Annotated in this window: 18 protein-coding genes, 1 tRNA gene and 1 pseudogene; 11 read left to right on the plus strand and 9 right to left on the minus strand. The window is 68.4% G+C overall.

The genetic code is table 11. The features are described from left to right. The first annotated feature begins 7 nt into the window (after window positions 1-7). On the plus strand, window positions 8-763 hold the full coding sequence (locus PQI23_RS06885) for a YcnI family copper-binding membrane protein (protein ID WP_339972870.1): 756 nt from the start codon (window positions 8-10) through the stop codon (window positions 761-763). Beyond that, window positions 760-1407 carry a copper resistance CopC family protein gene (locus tag PQI23_RS06890; RefSeq protein ID WP_339972872.1) on the plus strand — a complete coding sequence of 216 codons (648 nt, stop codon included), beginning with the start codon at window positions 760-762 and terminating at the stop codon, window positions 1405-1407. The genes PQI23_RS06885 and PQI23_RS06890 overlap by 4 nt, the downstream gene beginning before the upstream one ends. A gap of 2 nt (window positions 1408-1409) precedes the next feature. Here PQI23_RS06890 and PQI23_RS06895 read toward each other — a convergent pair whose 3' ends face one another. Continuing rightward, window positions 1410-2420: a GTP-binding protein gene (locus tag PQI23_RS06895; RefSeq protein ID WP_339972874.1), complete on the minus strand. Its 1011-nt coding sequence runs from the start codon at window positions 2418-2420 to the stop codon at window positions 1410-1412. 80 nt (window positions 2421-2500) lie between these two features. Between PQI23_RS06895 and ykgO the strand changes: the two genes are divergently transcribed. Beyond that, a complete protein-coding gene (gene ykgO / locus PQI23_RS06900; RefSeq protein ID WP_339972876.1) occupies window positions 2501-2623 on the plus strand; it encodes a type B 50S ribosomal protein L36 in 123 nt (40 codons plus the stop codon). 11 nt (window positions 2624-2634) lie between these two features. Here ykgO and PQI23_RS06905 read toward each other — a convergent pair whose 3' ends face one another. From PQI23_RS06905 to PQI23_RS06920, 4 genes are all read right to left on the minus strand, one after another. Then, complete coding sequence (locus PQI23_RS06905; RefSeq protein ID WP_339972878.1) at window positions 2635-4101, minus strand: hypothetical protein; 1467 nt, start codon at window positions 4099-4101, stop codon at window positions 2635-2637. Continuing rightward, window positions 4091-4876 (minus strand): TIGR03943 family putative permease subunit, encoded by a 786-nt coding sequence (locus tag PQI23_RS06910; protein WP_339972880.1) that lies wholly within the window; start codon window positions 4874-4876, stop codon window positions 4091-4093. The genes PQI23_RS06905 and PQI23_RS06910 overlap by 11 nt, the downstream gene beginning before the upstream one ends. Continuing rightward, on the minus strand, window positions 4866-5858 hold the full coding sequence (locus PQI23_RS06915; RefSeq protein WP_339973136.1) for a permease: 993 nt from the start codon (window positions 5856-5858) through the stop codon (window positions 4866-4868). The genes PQI23_RS06910 and PQI23_RS06915 overlap by 11 nt, the downstream gene beginning before the upstream one ends. A gap of 167 nt (window positions 5859-6025) precedes the next feature. Beyond that, window positions 6026-6430 (minus strand): Fur family transcriptional regulator, encoded by a 405-nt coding sequence (locus tag PQI23_RS06920; RefSeq protein WP_339972882.1) that lies wholly within the window; start codon window positions 6428-6430, stop codon window positions 6026-6028. Between the two features lie 182 nt (window positions 6431-6612). On the opposite strand from PQI23_RS06920, the gene PQI23_RS06925 reads away from it, so the two are divergent. From PQI23_RS06925 to gap, 3 genes are all read left to right on the plus strand, one after another. Next, a complete protein-coding gene (locus PQI23_RS06925; RefSeq protein WP_339972884.1) occupies window positions 6613-7101 on the plus strand; it encodes a YbjN domain-containing protein in 489 nt (162 codons plus the stop codon). A gap of 13 nt (window positions 7102-7114) precedes the next feature. Beyond that, window positions 7115-8056: a GlxA family transcriptional regulator gene (locus PQI23_RS06930; protein ID WP_339972886.1), complete on the plus strand. Its 942-nt coding sequence runs from the start codon at window positions 7115-7117 to the stop codon at window positions 8054-8056. Between the two features lie 147 nt (window positions 8057-8203). After that, window positions 8204-9202, plus strand: coding sequence for a type I glyceraldehyde-3-phosphate dehydrogenase (gene gap, locus PQI23_RS06935; protein WP_339972888.1), 999 nt, complete (start codon window positions 8204-8206; stop codon window positions 9200-9202). Between the two features lie 61 nt (window positions 9203-9263). Here gap and PQI23_RS06940 read toward each other — a convergent pair whose 3' ends face one another. The 4 genes from PQI23_RS06940 to PQI23_RS06955 all read right to left on the minus strand — a co-directional run bounded on the left by PQI23_RS06940 (window position 9264) and on the right by PQI23_RS06955 (window position 10997). Then, window positions 9264-9701: a DUF3054 domain-containing protein gene (locus PQI23_RS06940; protein WP_339972890.1), complete on the minus strand. Its 438-nt coding sequence runs from the start codon at window positions 9699-9701 to the stop codon at window positions 9264-9266. Then, on the minus strand, window positions 9698-10507 hold the full coding sequence (locus PQI23_RS06945; RefSeq protein WP_339972892.1) for an inositol monophosphatase family protein: 810 nt from the start codon (window positions 10505-10507) through the stop codon (window positions 9698-9700). Before PQI23_RS06945 ends, PQI23_RS06940 begins: the two co-directional genes overlap by 4 nt. Window positions 10508-10585: 78 nt before the next feature. Then, a tRNA-Lys gene (locus PQI23_RS06950) sits at window positions 10586-10658 on the minus strand. A 123-nt stretch (window positions 10659-10781) separates the two neighbouring features. Then, window positions 10782-10997 (minus strand): hypothetical protein, encoded by a 216-nt coding sequence (locus PQI23_RS06955; protein ID WP_339972894.1) that lies wholly within the window; start codon window positions 10995-10997, stop codon window positions 10782-10784. A gap of 138 nt (window positions 10998-11135) precedes the next feature. Between PQI23_RS06955 and PQI23_RS06960 the strand changes: the two genes are divergently transcribed. The 5 genes and pseudogenes from PQI23_RS06960 to ilvC form a co-directional block, all read left to right on the plus strand. Continuing rightward, window positions 11136-11375 carry a hypothetical protein gene (locus tag PQI23_RS06960; RefSeq protein ID WP_339972896.1) on the plus strand — a complete coding sequence of 80 codons (240 nt, stop codon included), beginning with the start codon at window positions 11136-11138 and terminating at the stop codon, window positions 11373-11375. A 135-nt stretch (window positions 11376-11510) separates the two neighbouring features. After that, on the plus strand, window positions 11511-13205 hold the full coding sequence (gene ilvD, locus PQI23_RS06965; RefSeq protein ID WP_339972898.1) for a dihydroxy-acid dehydratase: 1695 nt from the start codon (window positions 11511-11513) through the stop codon (window positions 13203-13205). Between the two features lie 81 nt (window positions 13206-13286). Continuing rightward, complete coding sequence (locus PQI23_RS06970) at window positions 13287-15083, plus strand: acetolactate synthase large subunit (RefSeq protein WP_339972900.1); 1797 nt, start codon at window positions 13287-13289, stop codon at window positions 15081-15083. A 2-nt stretch (window positions 15084-15085) separates the two neighbouring features. Then, on the plus strand, window positions 15086-15595 hold the full coding sequence (gene ilvN / locus PQI23_RS06975; RefSeq protein ID WP_339972902.1) for an acetolactate synthase small subunit: 510 nt from the start codon (window positions 15086-15088) through the stop codon (window positions 15593-15595). 36 nt (window positions 15596-15631) lie between these two features. Next, window positions 15632-16681: pseudogene (gene ilvC, locus PQI23_RS06980) on the plus strand (ketol-acid reductoisomerase); the annotation flags it as partial. Window positions 16682-16736 lie beyond the last annotated feature (55 nt).

The following is a 16736-nucleotide window of genomic DNA, read 5'->3' on the forward strand; positions in this document are numbered from 1 at the left end:
ACATCCCATGTTGAACACACGTACTCAGAAGTTCACGCGCCTTGCCATCGGTGTCGGCGCCGGTGCAGTTTTCGCGATCGGAGCGCCGCTCGCCGCATCAGCGCACGTCACCGTCACGCCGGAACAGGCCGATGCCGGTGGTTGGTCGTACCTCACCTTCCGCGCTCCGACCGAATCGGACACTGCGAGCACCACGAAGCTCGAGTTCCATCTGCCGAAGGACACGCCGTTCACCCATGTCTCCTACCAGCCGGTCACCGGTTGGACCGCCGAGGTCACGGAGGAGACTCTGCCCGAACCCGTCGATGTGCTGGGCAACACGGTCAGCGACGCCCCGACCGAGGTCGTGTACACGGCGGAGGACGGCGGCATCGCGCCCGGACAGGTGCAGATGTTCACACTCTCGGTGGGCCCCGTCGCGGATACGGGAAGCATCCCGATTCCGGTCACGCAGACCTACAGCGACGGCACCGTCGTCGAGTGGGCTGCAACGCCCGAGCAGTTGGAGGAGGACGACACGCTCGACCCCGCCCCGGTGCTCTGGGTGAACGATGCACCCCCGGCCGACGACCACCACTCGGCAGGGGGCGGCCATGGCGCGGACCACGCCGAGGCGGCGGATGACGCCGGTGCGGGTGCGAACGACGCCGCCTCCACGAACGGCGTGACACTCGGCCTGAGCGTCGCGGCACTCGTGATCGCTGCAGGCGGTGTGCTGCTCGGGGCCGTCGCGCTCTCGCGTTCGCGGAAGGCCGCGGCGTGACCGCACTTCGCCGACTCGCGCTGCTCGCGGCGGGCGCCGTGGTCGCCGTCGTCGGCCTCCCGGTCGTCGCGACAGCGGCGTCGGCGCACGACCAGCTCGTGAGCGCCGACCCGGTCGACGGCGCCGCCGTCGAGTCGCTCGACGAGATCACGCTCCAGTTCAACAATTCGCCGCTCGGGCTGGAGGGCAGCAACCTGGTCAGGGTGATCGGGCCCGATGGGCGCTACTACGAGGCCGGGTGCCCCTCGCTCTCCGGTCCGATGGTATCGACGCCGGTCGCGCTGGGCGAGGCGGGCGTGTACGAGGTGCAATGGCGCGTCGTGTCGTCCGACGGACACCCCATCGCGGAGAACTTCTCATTCACGTACGAGCCCGCGGGCGACGCCGAAGCCGGCGCCGGATCAGAGGCGCCGCTCTGCGGCGAGGCGCAGGAGACCGAGGCCGATGCTGCGCCGGAGGCGGCGAACGCTGCCGCAGGTGCGAACTCGGCCGATTCCGACGCCTCGCAGAACGAGAGCGGGAATGCGGGCACGTCGAGTCCGGTGAACGGGCTCTGGATCGGCATCGGCGTCGGTGCATTCGCGGTGCTCGCGGTCGCCATCGCTGCAATCGTCATCCTGCGCCGCCCTCGCCAGCGCGAGTGACGTCAACCGTGTGACTCGTCGGCGGTGAGCCATTCGGGGAAGGGGTCGAGGAGTCGCAGCCAGGCACTCGGCCCCGCCGCGAACTCCTCATCCGTGAGGGCGGCGTCATCGAGTGCGGCGGCGAGCGCGGCGGTGTCGAGATCGATGCCGATGAAGGCGAGATCCTGGCCGATCGCGAGGAGCTCGGCCTCGGCGCTGACCGCATCGCCTCCGACGGGTTCGAACGAGATGACTCGGCCGACGTGATCCCAGCTCGCGATATTCCGCGGTCTCGTCGCCAGCCGGCAGAACCCGGCCGATCGGACGACGAATCCGAACTCGCCGGGCTCGATCCGCTCATCGAGTACCGTCTGGAGGCGACCCGGGTGAAGCGGCCGCTCGTGGACGTAGCGAGCTGCGGCGACTCGTGGATCGGTCATGTACGGGTCGAACTCGTCATTGAGGAGCGCGATCCACCCGGGCCGGTCCTGATGCCGGGAGAAGGTCAGCGGCTCGGTGATCGGCTCGTATCCGTCCTGGTGCAGACTCAGGCGCGCCTTCGGCGCCAGATGATTTGCAAGTGCCATGAGCGCCGACAGGTCCGCGGTTGCGAGCGATTCCCAGTTGACGAAGACGATCTGCGAGGCGTACTCGAGCTGGGTGATGAGCAGCTCGGCGCGCGCGACGAAGAGCGAGCCGCCTCGCTGGGAGACGTAGTCATCGCGCATCACGTCGGTCAGCACGTGCAGCGCGTCGACGACGCACACCAGGTGCGTCAGGCGCATGCGCTCGGACTCGGCGTCGAGCGCTCCGATCACCTCGGTTGCGCGTGTCTCCGCCGGGAGCTCGATGACGGCCCCCGACGCTCCGGTCCAGGGAACGAGAGCGACGGCTTCGAGCAGCGGATCCGACCCCTGCGCGAGTCGCGCGGCGGAGATCATGGCTGCTCCGGTTCGGGCGCTCCTCCGCTCCGCGAATGCTCGGCGCTCGGGTGCGCATGCTCCCAGCACGGCTGTGATCTCGATGCGTTGCATAGCTTCCTTCCCAGGCGATCGATGGCGATCGCACCTCCACTATAGTGATAATTGTTATCAATAAAGTTGAAGGAGACACGATGAAGGTTCGAGCATCGCTGAAGTCGCTGAAGCGCCAGCCGGGGGCGCAGGTCGTACGCCGTCGAGGGAGGGTCTACGTGATCAACAAGGCCAATCCCCGGTTCAAGGGCAGGCAGGGCTGAGGAGGGCGCGGTCAGCCGCACCAGTCGCTGAGCCCGCCGATCGCGGAACGGACGGTCTCGCCGCTGTCGACGCGCACGTAGTTGGTGGTGGTCTGCGAGTAGCCCGGAGCGGCTTCGACGCCATCCGACTCGCCGTCCGCCGAAACGGTCTCGATCGCCGCGAACTCGGCGTTGGGAGAGAGGCAGATCCGGCCGATCCGGGTCGATTCCGCGGCCGGCGTGAAGATCGTGCGCGTCTCCTCCCCGTTCCGCACGAGCACGGCGCCGCCGACGACCAGCGAGCCGTCGCCGAGCGGTGATCCCGCAGCGCGAGTGTCGACACCGCCCGAGGAGGCGAAAGCTTCTACCGCCAGCCCCGTTCGGGCCAGCGCGGCGTCCGGAGCGAGCGCGAGCAGTGCGCGCCCGTCGGCGCCGGCAGGCGACGCGATCGGTGCGCGCGGCGGCGAGCCGTCGAGGGTACCCGTCACCGCTCCCGAGAGGTCGACGAGCGATGGGCCCGATGACTCGCTGATCGCCAGCGTGGTCGTTCCGGGAATGAAGCCGAGCAGTTCTCCGCTCACACCGAGCTCGAAGACGCGGGGCTCAGGCGCCGCCTCCCAGCCGTGCAGTCGGCCGTCGGGGCTCTGGAACACGATCGACGTCGTTCCCGGAATGAAGCGCCAGTCGCGCACGGGGAGCGCAGATCCGTCCGCGTCCGCGACGGTGGAGACGATGACCGTCGCGGGGTCGATCACGAGGAGCGTTCGATCGTACTCCGTGCCGTCGTCGCCGGCCCCCGACGCGACGACGCCGAGCACCCCGCTGTTCGCGTCGCTGCGCAACTGACTGAGGTGCGGCGCGGACATGATGCGGAACGGGTCGGGGTCGGTGAACCCTCCCGATCCTTCACCTCCGGTCGCCTCGGAGTGGATCGCGAGCGCGGCGAGTCCGGAGTCGTCGCGCGATACGACCGCCAGCCCGGTGCTGGTGCTCGAGTACTCCTCGATGCTCGGAGCGGAGAACACGGTGCGGGTGGAGGACGCGTCGTGCAGTCGGTGCTCGAGCAGGCGATCGCCGTCCGCCGACCGGCTGAGCGTGTACGTCGCGGGGTCCGGCGTGCGCACCGACGCCGTGACGGCATCGCTGCTCCCCGTGGCCGCACCGTGGACCTGCGCCTCGATGCGGTACTCCGTGCCGGTGTCCAGCATCTCGAGAAAACGAATCGTGAGCGCGCTGCCCTCGGAGGTGATGTCGATCGGCGTTTCGGGAGTGACCACCACCGACTCCGGGTCGACGGGTTCGATCGGCTGACTGAAGTGCAGCTGAACTCGCTGATCGGTGCGCGAGACGAGCAGGGAGCTGTTCGCATCGACCCCGGAGAGTCGCGGAGGCTGCACGAGGTTCGCGCCGGCGAGGCCGGCGGCGAGCGCACCGAGGATCGCGAAGACCGCGATTCGCGACGCGAGCGTCCGCCGACGAGCGCGGTGCTCAGTAGACATACGGGTCGTCCGGTTCATCGATCGGGGTGATGCTGAACGGCCGCAGCACGACCGGTTGATCGCTCGTCACGTCGGGATTCGCGACGAAGACGCCCTCGACATCGACCCAGGAGCCCTCGGCATGATCGCGTTGCCAATCCGGTGAGAGCACCGGCACCCCGAGCGGTTGGGCATCGACGGCGCAGCAGGAGACGACGAAGCGCGCCGCGAAGAAGACATCATCCGACTCGTCGGCGCCGGGGAGTACGAAGCCGATGAAACTCGCCGTGCGTCCCTCGGCCTCCGCGCCTCCGCCCTGTCGCAGCAGCATCGCCCAGTCGCGGGCATCCCGATCCGCGTCCTCTCCGGAGAGGGCGACGCCGTCCGAGGGCCCGGTCCCGGTGTTCACCTGCCGCTGCTGAGCGGTCGCCACCGAGAGCGTGGTCGGGGGAGCGACGAGCAGAGCCGCGGCAGTTGCGACGACGAGCAGCACCGCGCCTGCTGCGGGAATCGCGCGGGCCACCGGCGAGCGATGCGTGCGCGACGGCGGTGAGTCGCGGTCGTGGTCGCGGTCGTTCGCATCTCCATCGGCTTCGCGCGCGGCGCGGTGCAGCGCCGGCACCGCCGCGCAGAGTGCGATCGCGGCGATCCCGCACAGGGTGACGGTGAACCAGAAGTACCGGGGGTGCACGTACCACCCGAGACGGCCCGTCGCGGCGAGCCAGGCGATCGCCGCGATGCCGAACCCGCTGAGCACGAGCCCCCGCCAGTAGCGGTCGAATCGTTCACGCCACAAGATTCAGCCCCCATCCGACGACCAGGCAGCACAGCGCCACGAGGCTGGTGAGCAGCGCGAGCGCACGTGCGGTGAAGGTCGTGCGCAGCAGCGCGAGCATCTTGATGTCCATCATCGCTCCGAAGAGCAGGAATGCGACGATGCTCCCGGGGAGGAAGGTGGCGCTGAGGGAGAGGATGAAGAACGCATCGACGCTCGAACAGATCGAGATAATGAATGCGAGGAGCATCAGCGCGATCACGGACCAGAGCGGATGGGCGCCCAGCGCGATCAGGAGGTCCCGCGGGGCGCCGACCTGGATCGCCCCGGCCAACGCCGATCCGATGATGAGCGCCGGCATCATCGCGCTCGTCTCCTCGGCCATGCCGACGAGACTGCGCTGCACGCGGCCGCTGCGCGCGTGGTCGTGGGAGTGCTCGCAGTGCGCACGGAAGCCCGCCGTGAGGAGTGACGACTGATCGGCCGATCGGCTGACGAGCCAGCCGGCGAGATTCGCGATCACGAAGCCGCCGATGATGCGCGCGGCGAGGATCCCGTCGCTCCAGCCGAAGGCGTGATAGGTCGTGATGATGGTCACGGGGTTGAGCACCGGAGCGGCCAGCAGGAACGTCGCGGCCTCGGAGACCGTGAAACCGCGCATCATGAGCCCGCGCGCGAGGGGCACGTTGCCGCACTCGCAGACGGGCAGCAGCACCCCGGTGACCGAGAGCACCGCCCGCCGCAGCACGGCATTCCGGGGGAGTACCCGGTCGATGATGGACTGGGGCACCCAGACCTGCACCGCGGTGGAGAGCAGTATGCCGAGGAACACGAACGGCAGCGATTCGATGAAGACGCTCAGCGAGAGCGCGACGAAGTCGGCCAGTGCCTCGGGGAGCGCGAGCGCCTCCCCGGCTCCGTCGGTGACGGCCCGCAGTGCAATCGCGGCGATCAGCGCCAGCGCGCCGGCCCCGGCGAGGGCGACGGTGCGCGAACGATGCATCACCGCCGCCATGCTTCCTCCGATCCGAACCGCGTGCACTCCGCCCGGCGCTGCGGGGCGCGGGCCGGGCCGACGCGCTCAGTACCGCCGATAATCGTTCTCAGTATAGAAGCGATGGAGAACCGGAAGCCGCGGAACCGTCGAGTGTCGAAGCGGCGCCCGTGAGCTTATCGGGAGCCGGCGCTGCGGCATGCGGCGCAGACGCCGAACACCTCGAGGGTGTGCGAGTGGATGTCGAAATCATGGGTGCTCGCGACCGACGTGAACCAGGCCTCGTCGGGCGGCTCGATCTCGATGGTCGTGCCGCAGCTCGTGCACACCATGTGGTGGTGATGCGTCTGCGGATCCTCGCACGCCCGATACAGCTGCCCCTCGGGAGTCGAGATCGCGTCGGCCTCCTGGTTCTCGACCAGAGCGTTCAACTGGCGGTACACCGTCGCGATCCCGATCTTCGAGCCGTCGTCGGCCAGGCGCCGATGCAGCTCCTGCGCCGAGATGAAGCCGGCCATCGACTCGAGGGCCGTGCGCACCGCTGCGCCCTGCGCGGTACGCCGAGTGCGGGTGGTGGTCACAGTGCGGCTCCAGAGATCGATGGTCGCATCCGATGCTAGCAGCGGCACGTCACCTGCGGTTCATCCGCGAGCGAACACCGGTGACGCGACGGGATGGGGGGCGGCGCCCGTGTTGCGCTTCCCGGAGCCCGCCGCTGCCGATAATCTGGACGAATGACCGGAAACCGGAAAGGGGTGCTCGAATGGGATCGTCCAGTGGCAGCGCCGCTTCAGTAGCCGGGAGCGACGCCGAGCTCGAGCCGTTGTCGCGGAGGCGTCTGATGGGCGTGCTCGCGTCACTCGGCTGGAACTACACGGTCGACGACGAGGGCGACATCCGCGGGGCCTGGGAGCACGGATCCTTCTTCTTCCTCATCGATGACGAGGATGACGAACTGCTCTGCGTGCGCGGATACTGGCGCGGGCGGCTCGTCGATGACGAGTACCTCCGCGCCCTCGAGATCTGCAACCTGTGGAATGCGGACCGGCTCTGGCCGAAGACGTTCGTCGGCCGCGGCGACGACGGATCGATTCGGCTGAACGCCGAGCACACCGTCGATTACGCACCCGGGGTCACCGATGAGCAGCTCGCGCAGCACGTGCGCTGCGCCGTCGGCACGAGCATGGCCTTCTTCGCAGAGGCCGATGACGCGTTTCCGGAGGCCTCGGCGCGGTATCGCGCCCAGCGTTGACTAGGCTGACGGCATGAAGCGAGTCGCGGTGGTCGTGCTCGAGGGGGCGAAGCCGATGGACGTCGGCATCCCGGCTCAGGTCTTCACCCACCGCGCGAGCATGCCGTACTCGGTCGATGTGTGCGGCATCAGGCCGGGGCTGATCGCTGGAGGCGACGGGCTCTCGTACCACGTGGAGCACGGCCTCGATGCGCTCGATGATGCGGATCTGATCTTCGTTCCGGGGTACCGGTTCCCCGACCGGGAGGCGGCGCCCGCGGTGCTCACCGACGCACTCGGTCTGGCGCACGAGCGCGGGGCCATTCTCGCCGCGATCTCGACCGGCGCATTCGCGCTGGCCGCGACCGGCCTGCTCGACGGAAGACGCGCGACGACGCACTGGCACTACGCGCGTCGCCTCGCGGAGCAGTTCCCGAACGTGCGGGTCGACGATCGGGTGCTGTTCGTCGACGAGGGCTCGGTGCTCACCTCGGCGGGCGCGGCCTCGGGCATCGACCTGTGCCTCCATCTGCTGAGGCGCGAGTCCGGAATGGCCGTCGCCAATCATGCAGCCCGACGCCTGGTCGCTGCACCCTATCGCAGCGGTGGTCAGGCGCAGTACCTCCCGCACAGCGTGCCCGAATCGACCGGCGAGCGGTTCACGCAGACACGGGAATGGGCGCTGCGCCACCTGGGCGAACCGCTGACGATCGCGCGCCTCGCGGAGCACGCGCGCGTGTCGGGTCGAACCTTCTCGCGCCGCTTTCTCGACGAGACGGGGTACACCCCGATGCAGTGGGTGATGCGCGCCCGGGTGGATCGCGCGCGCGAGCTGCTCGAGGAGACCGATCTCGGCATCGATGCCATCTCCGCCTCCGTCGGGCTGGGGTCGGCGACGAACCTGCGTCGGCATTTCCGGCAGGTGCTCGGCACCGCTCCGACCGCCTATCGGCGCACGTTCTCCCAATCCGAGTGACGGATCGCGCACGGGTGTTCCGCGTCGTCGGATCATGGCAGTTTGCGTTCGAATGATGGCAATGCGGCCACTGGCGCACCCGTCGAGCACGTACCAGTCTGGAATCAGTCCACTGTGCACACCATTGCGAAGGAGATCGAAGAGCCCATGACCCGTCGGGTAGCCATCAATGGATTCGGACGAATCGGCCGGGGCGTGCTGCGCGCCCTGCTGCAGCAGCAGAACGACCTCGAGGTCGTCGCGATCAACGACCTCACCGACGCGCCCACGCTGGCGCACCTGCTCTCCCGGGATTCGCTCTACGGCAAGCTCGATCAGCCCGTCTCGGTCGACGGCTCGACGCTCGTCGTCGGCGATCGCCGCATCAAGATTCTGGGTGAGCGCGACCCCGCACAGCTTCCCTGGGCAGAGCTCGGCGTCGATGTCGTGCTCGAATCGACCGGCTTCTTCACGAAGGCGGAGGATGCTCGGAAGCACATCGAGGCCGGAGCGAAGCGCGTGCTCGTGAGCGCTCCTGCGAAGGGCGCCGATCTGACGCTCGTGGTCGGCGTGAACGATGATCTGTACGACCCCGAGCAGCATCGCATCGTCTCGAACGCCTCGTGCACCACCAACGCACTAGCTCCGCTCGCGAAGGTGCTCGACGACTTCGCCGGCATCGAGTGGGGCACCATGATGACGGTGCACGCCTACACGGCCGACCAGCGTCTGCAGGACGCGCCGCACTCCGATCTGCGTCGCGCCCGAGCGGCGGCGTTGAACATCGTGCCGACGTCGACCGGTGCGGCGACCGCGATCGGCCTGGTGCTCCCGCAGCTCGACGGCAAGCTCGTCGGCGGATCTCTCCGCGTTCCGGTGCCGGTCGGATCGATCGTCGAACTCACCGCTGTGGTGTCGCGCGACGTGACGCGCGACGAGGTGCTCGCGGCCTACCGCTCCGCTGCAGAGGGCCCGCTGGCCGGAGTGCTCGAATACTCGGAGGAGCCGCTCGTCTCCTCCGATATCGTCGGCAACCCGCACAGCTCGATCTTCGACTCCGAACTCACGTTCGTCGACGGCAAGCACGTCAAGGTCACCGCCTGGTACGACAACGAGTGGGGCTTCTCGAACCGCGCTGCTCAGGTGCTCGCTACTCTCGCGGCGTAGTTCACGACCGTATTCGCGCTCCCGGCCCCGTTCGATCCACTCGAGCGGGGCCGGGAGCGTTTCAGCGCCCGGGCGAATCCGAGCGGGCTGGACGCGAACGCAGAGCGATCACGAGCGCCGCGATCACTCGCCACCCGAGGAGGAATACGCCGAGCGTGATGGTCGCGACGATGATGAACGATGGGGCCGTGCCCGATCCGGTCGCCGCGCGGAGCAGCATGCCGAGCGCGACCGCCCCGGCCCAGACGGGAAGCCCGGCGCGAACGATGGAGAGGGGGTGCCTGAACGCGAGCGCTGCGAGCCAGGCGATTCCCAGCCCGACGACGAACGGCCAGGCCGTCTCCAGCAATCCGAGCATCGATGGCGCGCGCTCGTGACTGCTCCGACCGATGCCGGCGAACAGCAGCACGAGCAGCGCGTCTGCGCCGAAGGCGAGCGCTGCCGTGCGGCGCGCTGCCGAACCGGGCCGGCGATCCTGCTCGCCGCTCGAAGCCGTCACCGCGTCGACTCCGCCCGCGAGTGCCGGATCACATCGAGCACCGCGTCGTGCACGCGGCCGTTCGTCGCCAGCGAGCTGCCGTTCCAGGCGCTCTCCGCGCCGTCGATGTCGGTGAACCGCCCGCCCGCCTCTCGCACGATCGGGACGAGCGCGGCGAGATCGTAGGGCTTCACGTCGAACTCGGCGACGATGTCGACCAGTCCCTCGGCGAGCAGCATGTACGACCACATGTCGCCGTAGGCGCGATCGCGCCACACCGCGCGCGTGAGGGCGATCAACGGGTCCAGGTGCCCAGCGAGATCCCACTGCTCGATGCTCTGGAAGCTGAGCGAGGCGTGCTCGAGGTCCGCGACGGCCGAGACTCGCAGTCGACGAGGATCCGATCCCTCCTGCCGGCCCCACGCTCCCGCGCCGGCCTCCGCCCACCAGCGAGCACCGAACGCCGGAGCGGAGACGACGCCGACCGACGGGCTTCCGTCGACCTCCAGTGCGATGAGGGTCGCCCAGTTCGGCACGCCGCGCAGGAAGTTCGACGTGCCGTCGATGGGATCGATGATCCAGCGCCGCGCACCTCGATCCTCGCGGCCCGACTCCTCGCCGAGGAACCCGTCGCTCGGGCGCTCGGACGCGATGCGCTCGCGGAGGGCTCGCTCGACCGCGGTATCCGCGTCCGTGACGAACGTGCGATCCGGCTTCGTGTCGATCGCGAGGTCCGCGGCTCGAAAGCGGGGGAGCGAGATCGAATCGGCCAGGTCGGCGAGTTCGAGTGCCAGCGCGAGGTCGGGAGAGGGGAGCGCTCGGGTCATTGACACACCTTCCATGAGCGGGAACCACCGGGCGGATACGCGAAAAGCCCGGTATGAGATACCGGGCTTTTCGAACTGTGCGCCCTCACGGGCTCGAACCGTGGACCCGCTGATTAAGAGTCAGCTGCTCTACCAACTGAGCTAAAGGCGCATATCGCTGTTCCGAGACCTTGCCTCGCTGAGCAACGGATGAAACTCTAGCACGTTCAAGACAGCGCCTTCAAATCGGGGCGTGGAGCCCGCGCGCGTCGCAGCCATCGGGCCCGCTGACGAATCAGCGCTTCCTGCGCCCTCGCTTACCCTGCTCCTCCAGGTCCTCCTCCTGCATGGAGACCGTGGCGATTGCGAGCACGAGCCCGGCGAGCCATGCCGCCCAGATGAGGTAGCGGCGCCAGTCCTTGTGCATGGAATTGGTGCGCCGCGCGGTGCCGATCGCGCCGAACGCGGAGCCGATCACTCCCGGATTGGTGACGTACTTGCCGATGGACACGGTGCCTCCCTGCGGTCGGTGATGGTGACGATCTCAGCCTAATGGGAGCGTCAGCGGAGGGAAGGGGGTTGCGGTACCCTGGCAGCGACAGGCTTCGCGCGTGCGGGGTGTGGAACGAGCGATGAAGGAGAAGCCGGTATGGCGAAGCAGGAGACGGGCGCGCTGTTCGAGGAGAGCTCGCAGGGGGCGGTCAGCGCCGTGACGGCGATCGTGTTCCTGGTTTCGATCGTGCTGGTGCTCGGCGGGTTCGTCGTCATGAGCTATGGCGTGAACCCCGAGCTCGGTGCCGCCGAGGTCTGGACCTTCGCAGGCGGCCTCGCCGCGACGACGCTGGGCTTCGCGCTTCCGTTCACGCTGCTGCCGCTGACCGGCAAGTAACGAGCGCATCGCAGAAGCGGGGTCGGGGGAGACGCTCCTCCGACCCCGCTTCCGCGTTTCCCGGGCCCGCGTCGTGCCGCTTCTCCCGCGCGGACACGCCGGTTCCCGTATGCGGCAGGCCCTAGAATGGCGGTCATGGCAGAGATGGACATGAAGCCGCGGAGTCGCGACGTCACCGATGGAATCGAGAAGGCCGCCGCCCGGGGCATGCTCCGCGCGGTCGGCATGGGCGATGCGGATTGGGACAAGCCCCAGATCGGCATCGCGAGTTCGTGGAACGAGATCACTCCCTGCAATCTGAGCCTCGATCGTCTCGCTCAGGGCGCCAAGGAGGGCGTCCACTCGGGCGGCGGGTACCCGCTGCAGTTCGGCACGATCTCCGTCTCCGACGGCATCTCCATGGGTCATGAGGGGATGCACTTCTCGCTGGTCTCCCGCGAGGTCATCGCGGACTCCGTGGAGACCGTCATGATGGCGGAGCGCCTCGACGGGTCCGTGCTGCTCGCCGGCTGCGACAAGTCGCTGCCCGGCATGCTGATGGCTGCGGCCCGCCTCGACCTCGCATCCGTGTTCCTCTACGCGGGATCGATCGCCCCGGGCTGGGTGAAGCTCACCGACGGCACGGAGAAGGAAGTCACGATCATCGACGCCTTCGAAGCGGTCGGCGCGTGCAAGGCCGGAACGATGAGCGAAGAGGACCTGAAGCGCATCGAATGCGCGATCGCCCCCGGCGAGGGCGCGTGCGGCGGCATGTACACCGCGAACACGATGGCCTCCATCGCCGAGGCGCTCGGCATGAGCCTGCCGGGATCAGCAGCCCCGCCCAGCGCGGATCGCCGCCGCGACTACTTCGCGCACCGCTCGGGCGAGGCCGTGGTCAACATGCTGCGCCTCGGCATCACCGCGCGCGACATTCTGACGAAGCCGGCGTTCGAGAACGCGATCACGCTCCTCATGGCGTACGGCGGCTCGACGAACGCGGTGCTCCACCTGCTCGCGATCGCCCGCGAGGCGGAGGTCGACCTGACGCTCGAGGACTTCGACCGGATCGGTGCGAAGGTTCCGCACCTCGCCGACATGAAGCCGTTCGGCAAGTTCGTCATGGCGGACATCGACCGTCACGGCGGCGTTCCCGTCGTGCTCAAGGCGCTGCTCGACGCCGGGCTGCTGCACGGCGACGCGCTCACGGTGACCGGGAAGACGATGGCCGAGAACCTCGCCGAGCTCGATCCCGACCCCATCGACGGTACGGTGATCCACCACCTCGACGATCCGATCCACGCCACCGGCGGTCTGTCGATCCTCCACGGGACGCTGGCGCCCGAGGGCGCCGTCGTGAAGACGGCCGGCTTCGACGCCGAGCTGTTCGAGGGCCCGGCCCGCGTCTTCGACCGGGAGCGTGCGGCGATGGATGCGCTCACGGAGGGCCGCATCGGCAAGGGCGACATCGTCGTGATCCGGTACGAGGGGCCGAAGGGCGGCCCCGGCATGCGGGAGATGCTCGCGATCACCGCCGCCATCAAGGGCGCGGGGCTCGGCAAAGATGTACTACTATTGACTGACGGACGATTCTCAGGCGGCACAACCGGCCTGTGCATCGGCCACATTGCACCGGAGGCGACGGACGGCGGTCCGATCGCCCTGGTCCGCGACGGAGACCTGATTCGGGTCGATATCGCCGCACGAACGCTCGATCTGCTGGTAGACCCCTCTGAGCTCGAGGCCCGACGAGAAAACTGGGCCCCGCTTCCCCCGCGGTACACGCGCGGCGTGCTGGCGAAGTACGCGAAGCTCGTTAAGTCGGCGTCCCACGGCGCCGTCACCGGCTGAGCCGGAAGACGCGCGCACGGCACGTCGTCGGCCGAACACGGCCGCGTCCCGCGACATCACCTCCGATCACGAAAGCTGGACATGAACTCGGAATCGAGTGCACTCCCATCACCACATGCGGCGCAGCGCGGCGAGCGGATGACCGGCGCGCAGGCCGTCGTCCGCAGCCTGGAAGCTCTCGGCGTCTCCGACGTCTTCGGGCTTCCCGGTGGCGCGGTGCTGCCGCTCTACGACGCCCTGATGGACGCGGAGAAGCTCCGCCACGTCCTCGTACGGCATGAGCAGGGCGGCGGCCACGCCGCCGAGGGCTTCGCCACGGCGAGCAACAGCGTCGGCGTCTGCATCGCCACCTCCGGCCCCGGCGCGACGAACCTGGTCACCGCCATCGCGGACGCGTACATGGACTCCGTGCCGCTGCTCGCCATCACCGGTCAGGTGTATTCGCATCTCATGGGCACCGACGCATTCCAAGAGGCGGACATCGTCGGGATCACGATGCCGATCACGAAGCACTCGTTCCTGGTGAAGCGCGCGGAAGACGTTCCCGAGGCGATCGCCGCCGCCTACTACCTCGCGTCGACCGGCCGGCCCGGGCCGGTGCTCGTCGACATCACGAAGGACGCGCAGGAGGGCGAGCTCGACTTCGTCTGGGGCGAGCGCGCCGATCTCGCCGGCTACCGCCCGATCACGAAGGCCAACAGCAAGCAGATCCAGGCCGCCGCGGATCTCATCGCGGATGCGAAGCGGCCCGTGTTCTACGTCGGCGGCGGGGTCGTTCGCGCGGATGCCGCGGAGGAGCTCCGGCAGCTCGTCGAGCTCGTCGGCGCCCCCGTCGTGACCACGCTCACGGCCAGGGGCGTCTTCCCCGACTCCCACGAGCAGCACCTCGGCATGCCCGGCATGCACGGCACCGTGCCCGCCGTGCTCGCTCTGCAGGAGGCCGACCTGCTGATCACGCTCGGAGCCCGCTTCGATGATCGGGTCACCGGCAAGGCGGCGCTCTTCGCCCCGCACGCCAAGGTGATCCACGCCGATATCGATCCCGCGGAGATCGGGAAGATCCGCGCGGCCGACGTTCCGATCGTCGGCGATGCCGCGGAGGTGATCGCCGACCTGATCGCCGCGATGTCGACGGCCCAGGTCAGCCGCGAATGCGCGAACATCAGCCCCTGGTGGGAGCGGTTGCGCGCGCTGCAGCAGAAGTTCCCGCTCGGCCATCAGCCGACGAGCGACGGCCTGCTCTCCCCGCAGCACGTCATCCAGCGCATCGGAGAGCTCACCGGGCCCGAGGGCGTGTACGCCGCGGGCGTCGGGCAGCACCAGATGTGGGCGGCGCAGTTCATCACGTACGAGCGCCCGGGGTCGTGGTTGAACTCGGGCGGCGCGGGCACGATGGGGTACGCCGTGCCGGCTGCGATGGGCGCGAAGGTGGCGGAGCCCGACCGCGTCGTGTGGGCGATCGACGGCGACGGCTGCTTCCAGATGACCAACCAGGAGCTCGCGACCTGCGTCGTGAACAACATTCCGATCAAGGTCGCCGTCATCAACAACTCCTCGCTGGGCATGGTGCGGCAGTGGCAGACGCTGATCTACGACGGCCGGTACTCCAATACCGAGCTGAACACGGGGCACGGGTCGCAGCGCGTGCCCGACTTCGTCAAGCTCGGAGAGGCGTACGGGTGCCTGGCCATTCGCGTCGAGCGCGAGGACCAGGTCGACGAGGCGATTCAGCTCGCCCTTGCGACCAACGATCGCCCCGTGGTCATCGACTTCGTCGTGAGCGCGGACGCGATGGTGTGGCCGATGGTGCGGCAGGGCACCTCGAACAGCGACATTCAATACGCACTCGAACACAGCCCCGAATGGGATGGGGAGTAATCATGAGCCGTCACGTGCTGAGCCTCCTCGTCGAGGACAAGCCGGGTCTGCTGACCCGAGTCGCCGGGCTGTTCGCCCGTCGGAGTTTCAACATCGAATCACTCGCGGTCGGCCCGACCGAGATGCGCGGTCTCTCCCGCATCACCGTAGTGGTCGACCAGGACGATGTGCTGCTGGAGCAGGTCACGAAGCAGCTCAACAAGCTCGTCAATGTGATCAAGATCGTCGAACTGGAGAGCGCGACGTCGGTGCAGCGCGAGCACGTGCTCATCAAGGTGCGCGCCGACAACCAGTCGCGATCCCACGTGCTCGAGGCGGTCACCCTGTTCCGCGCGCGCGTCGTCGACGTGGTGCCGGATGCCCTCACGATCGAGGTGACGGGCGACCGCGGCAAGATCGACGCCTTCCTGAAGGTGCTCGAGCCGTACGGCATCAAGGAGATCGCGCAATCCGGCCTGATCGCCATGGGGCGCGGCTCGAAGTCGATCACCGAGCGCGTCTTCAAGAACTAGCCGAGCACCCGCTCCGCTGCACGAGCTGTAACGAACCACCACAACGAAGGAGAGTCCCAAGTGGCAGAGATGTACTACGACGCCGACGCCGATCTGTCGATCATCCAGGGCAAGAAGGTAGCCGTCGTCGGCTACGGCTCGCAGGGTCACGCCCACGCGATGAACCTGCGCGATTCGGGCGTCGAGGTCGTCATCGCCCTCAAGGAGGGCTCGAAGTCGATCCAGAAGGCCGAGGAAGCCGGGTTCGAGGTCAAGAACGTGGCCGATGCCGCGGCGTGGGCCGACCTGATCATGATCCTCGCGCCCGATCAGCACCAGCGCGCCATCTTCTCCGAGTCGATCAAGGATCAGCTGACCGAGGGCAAGACGCTCGCGTTCGCGCACGGGTTCAACATCCGCTTCGGCTACATCGAGGCTCCCGCCGGCGTCGACGTGATCCTCGTCGCGCCGAAGGCCCCGGGCCACACGGTGCGCCGTGAATTCGAGGCCGGCCGAGGCATCCCCGACATCATCGCGGTCGAGGTCGATGCTTCGGGCACCGCGTGGGAGACGGCCAAGTCGTACGCGAAGGCGATCGGCGGCACCCGCGCCGGCGTCATCAAGACCACCTTCACCGAGGAGACGGAGACCGACCTCTTCGGTGAGCAGTCGGTGCTCTGCGGCGGCACGAGCCACCTCGTCCAGTACGGCTTCGAGGTGCTCACCGAGGCCGGCTACCAGCCGGAGATCGCCTACTTCGAGGTGCTCCACGAGCTGAAGCTGATCGTCGACCTCATGTGGGAGGGCGGCATCGCCAAGCAGCGCTGGTCGATCTCCGACACCGCCGAGTTCGGCGACTACGTCTCCGGCCCGCGCGTCATCGGCCCCGAGGTGAAGGAGCGCATGCAGGAGGTGCTCGCCGACATCCAGTCGGGCGCCTTCGCGAAGCGCTTCATCGAGGACCAGGACAACGGCGGCGTCGAGTTCCAGGAGCTGCGCAAGAAGGAGGAGTCGCACCCGATCGAGAAGACCGGTGGCGAGCTCCGCAAGCTCTTCGCATGGCAGCAGCAGGACGCCGACTACGTCGACGGCTCGGCTGCTCGCTGATCCGACGCACTGAACGCCCGCCGGGAATCGCTCCCGGCGGGCGTTCTGCCGTGCA

Source organism: Leucobacter sp. USCH14 (assembly GCF_037619215.1).
Classification (GTDB): Bacteria; Actinomycetota; Actinomycetes; order Actinomycetales; family Microbacteriaceae; genus Leucobacter.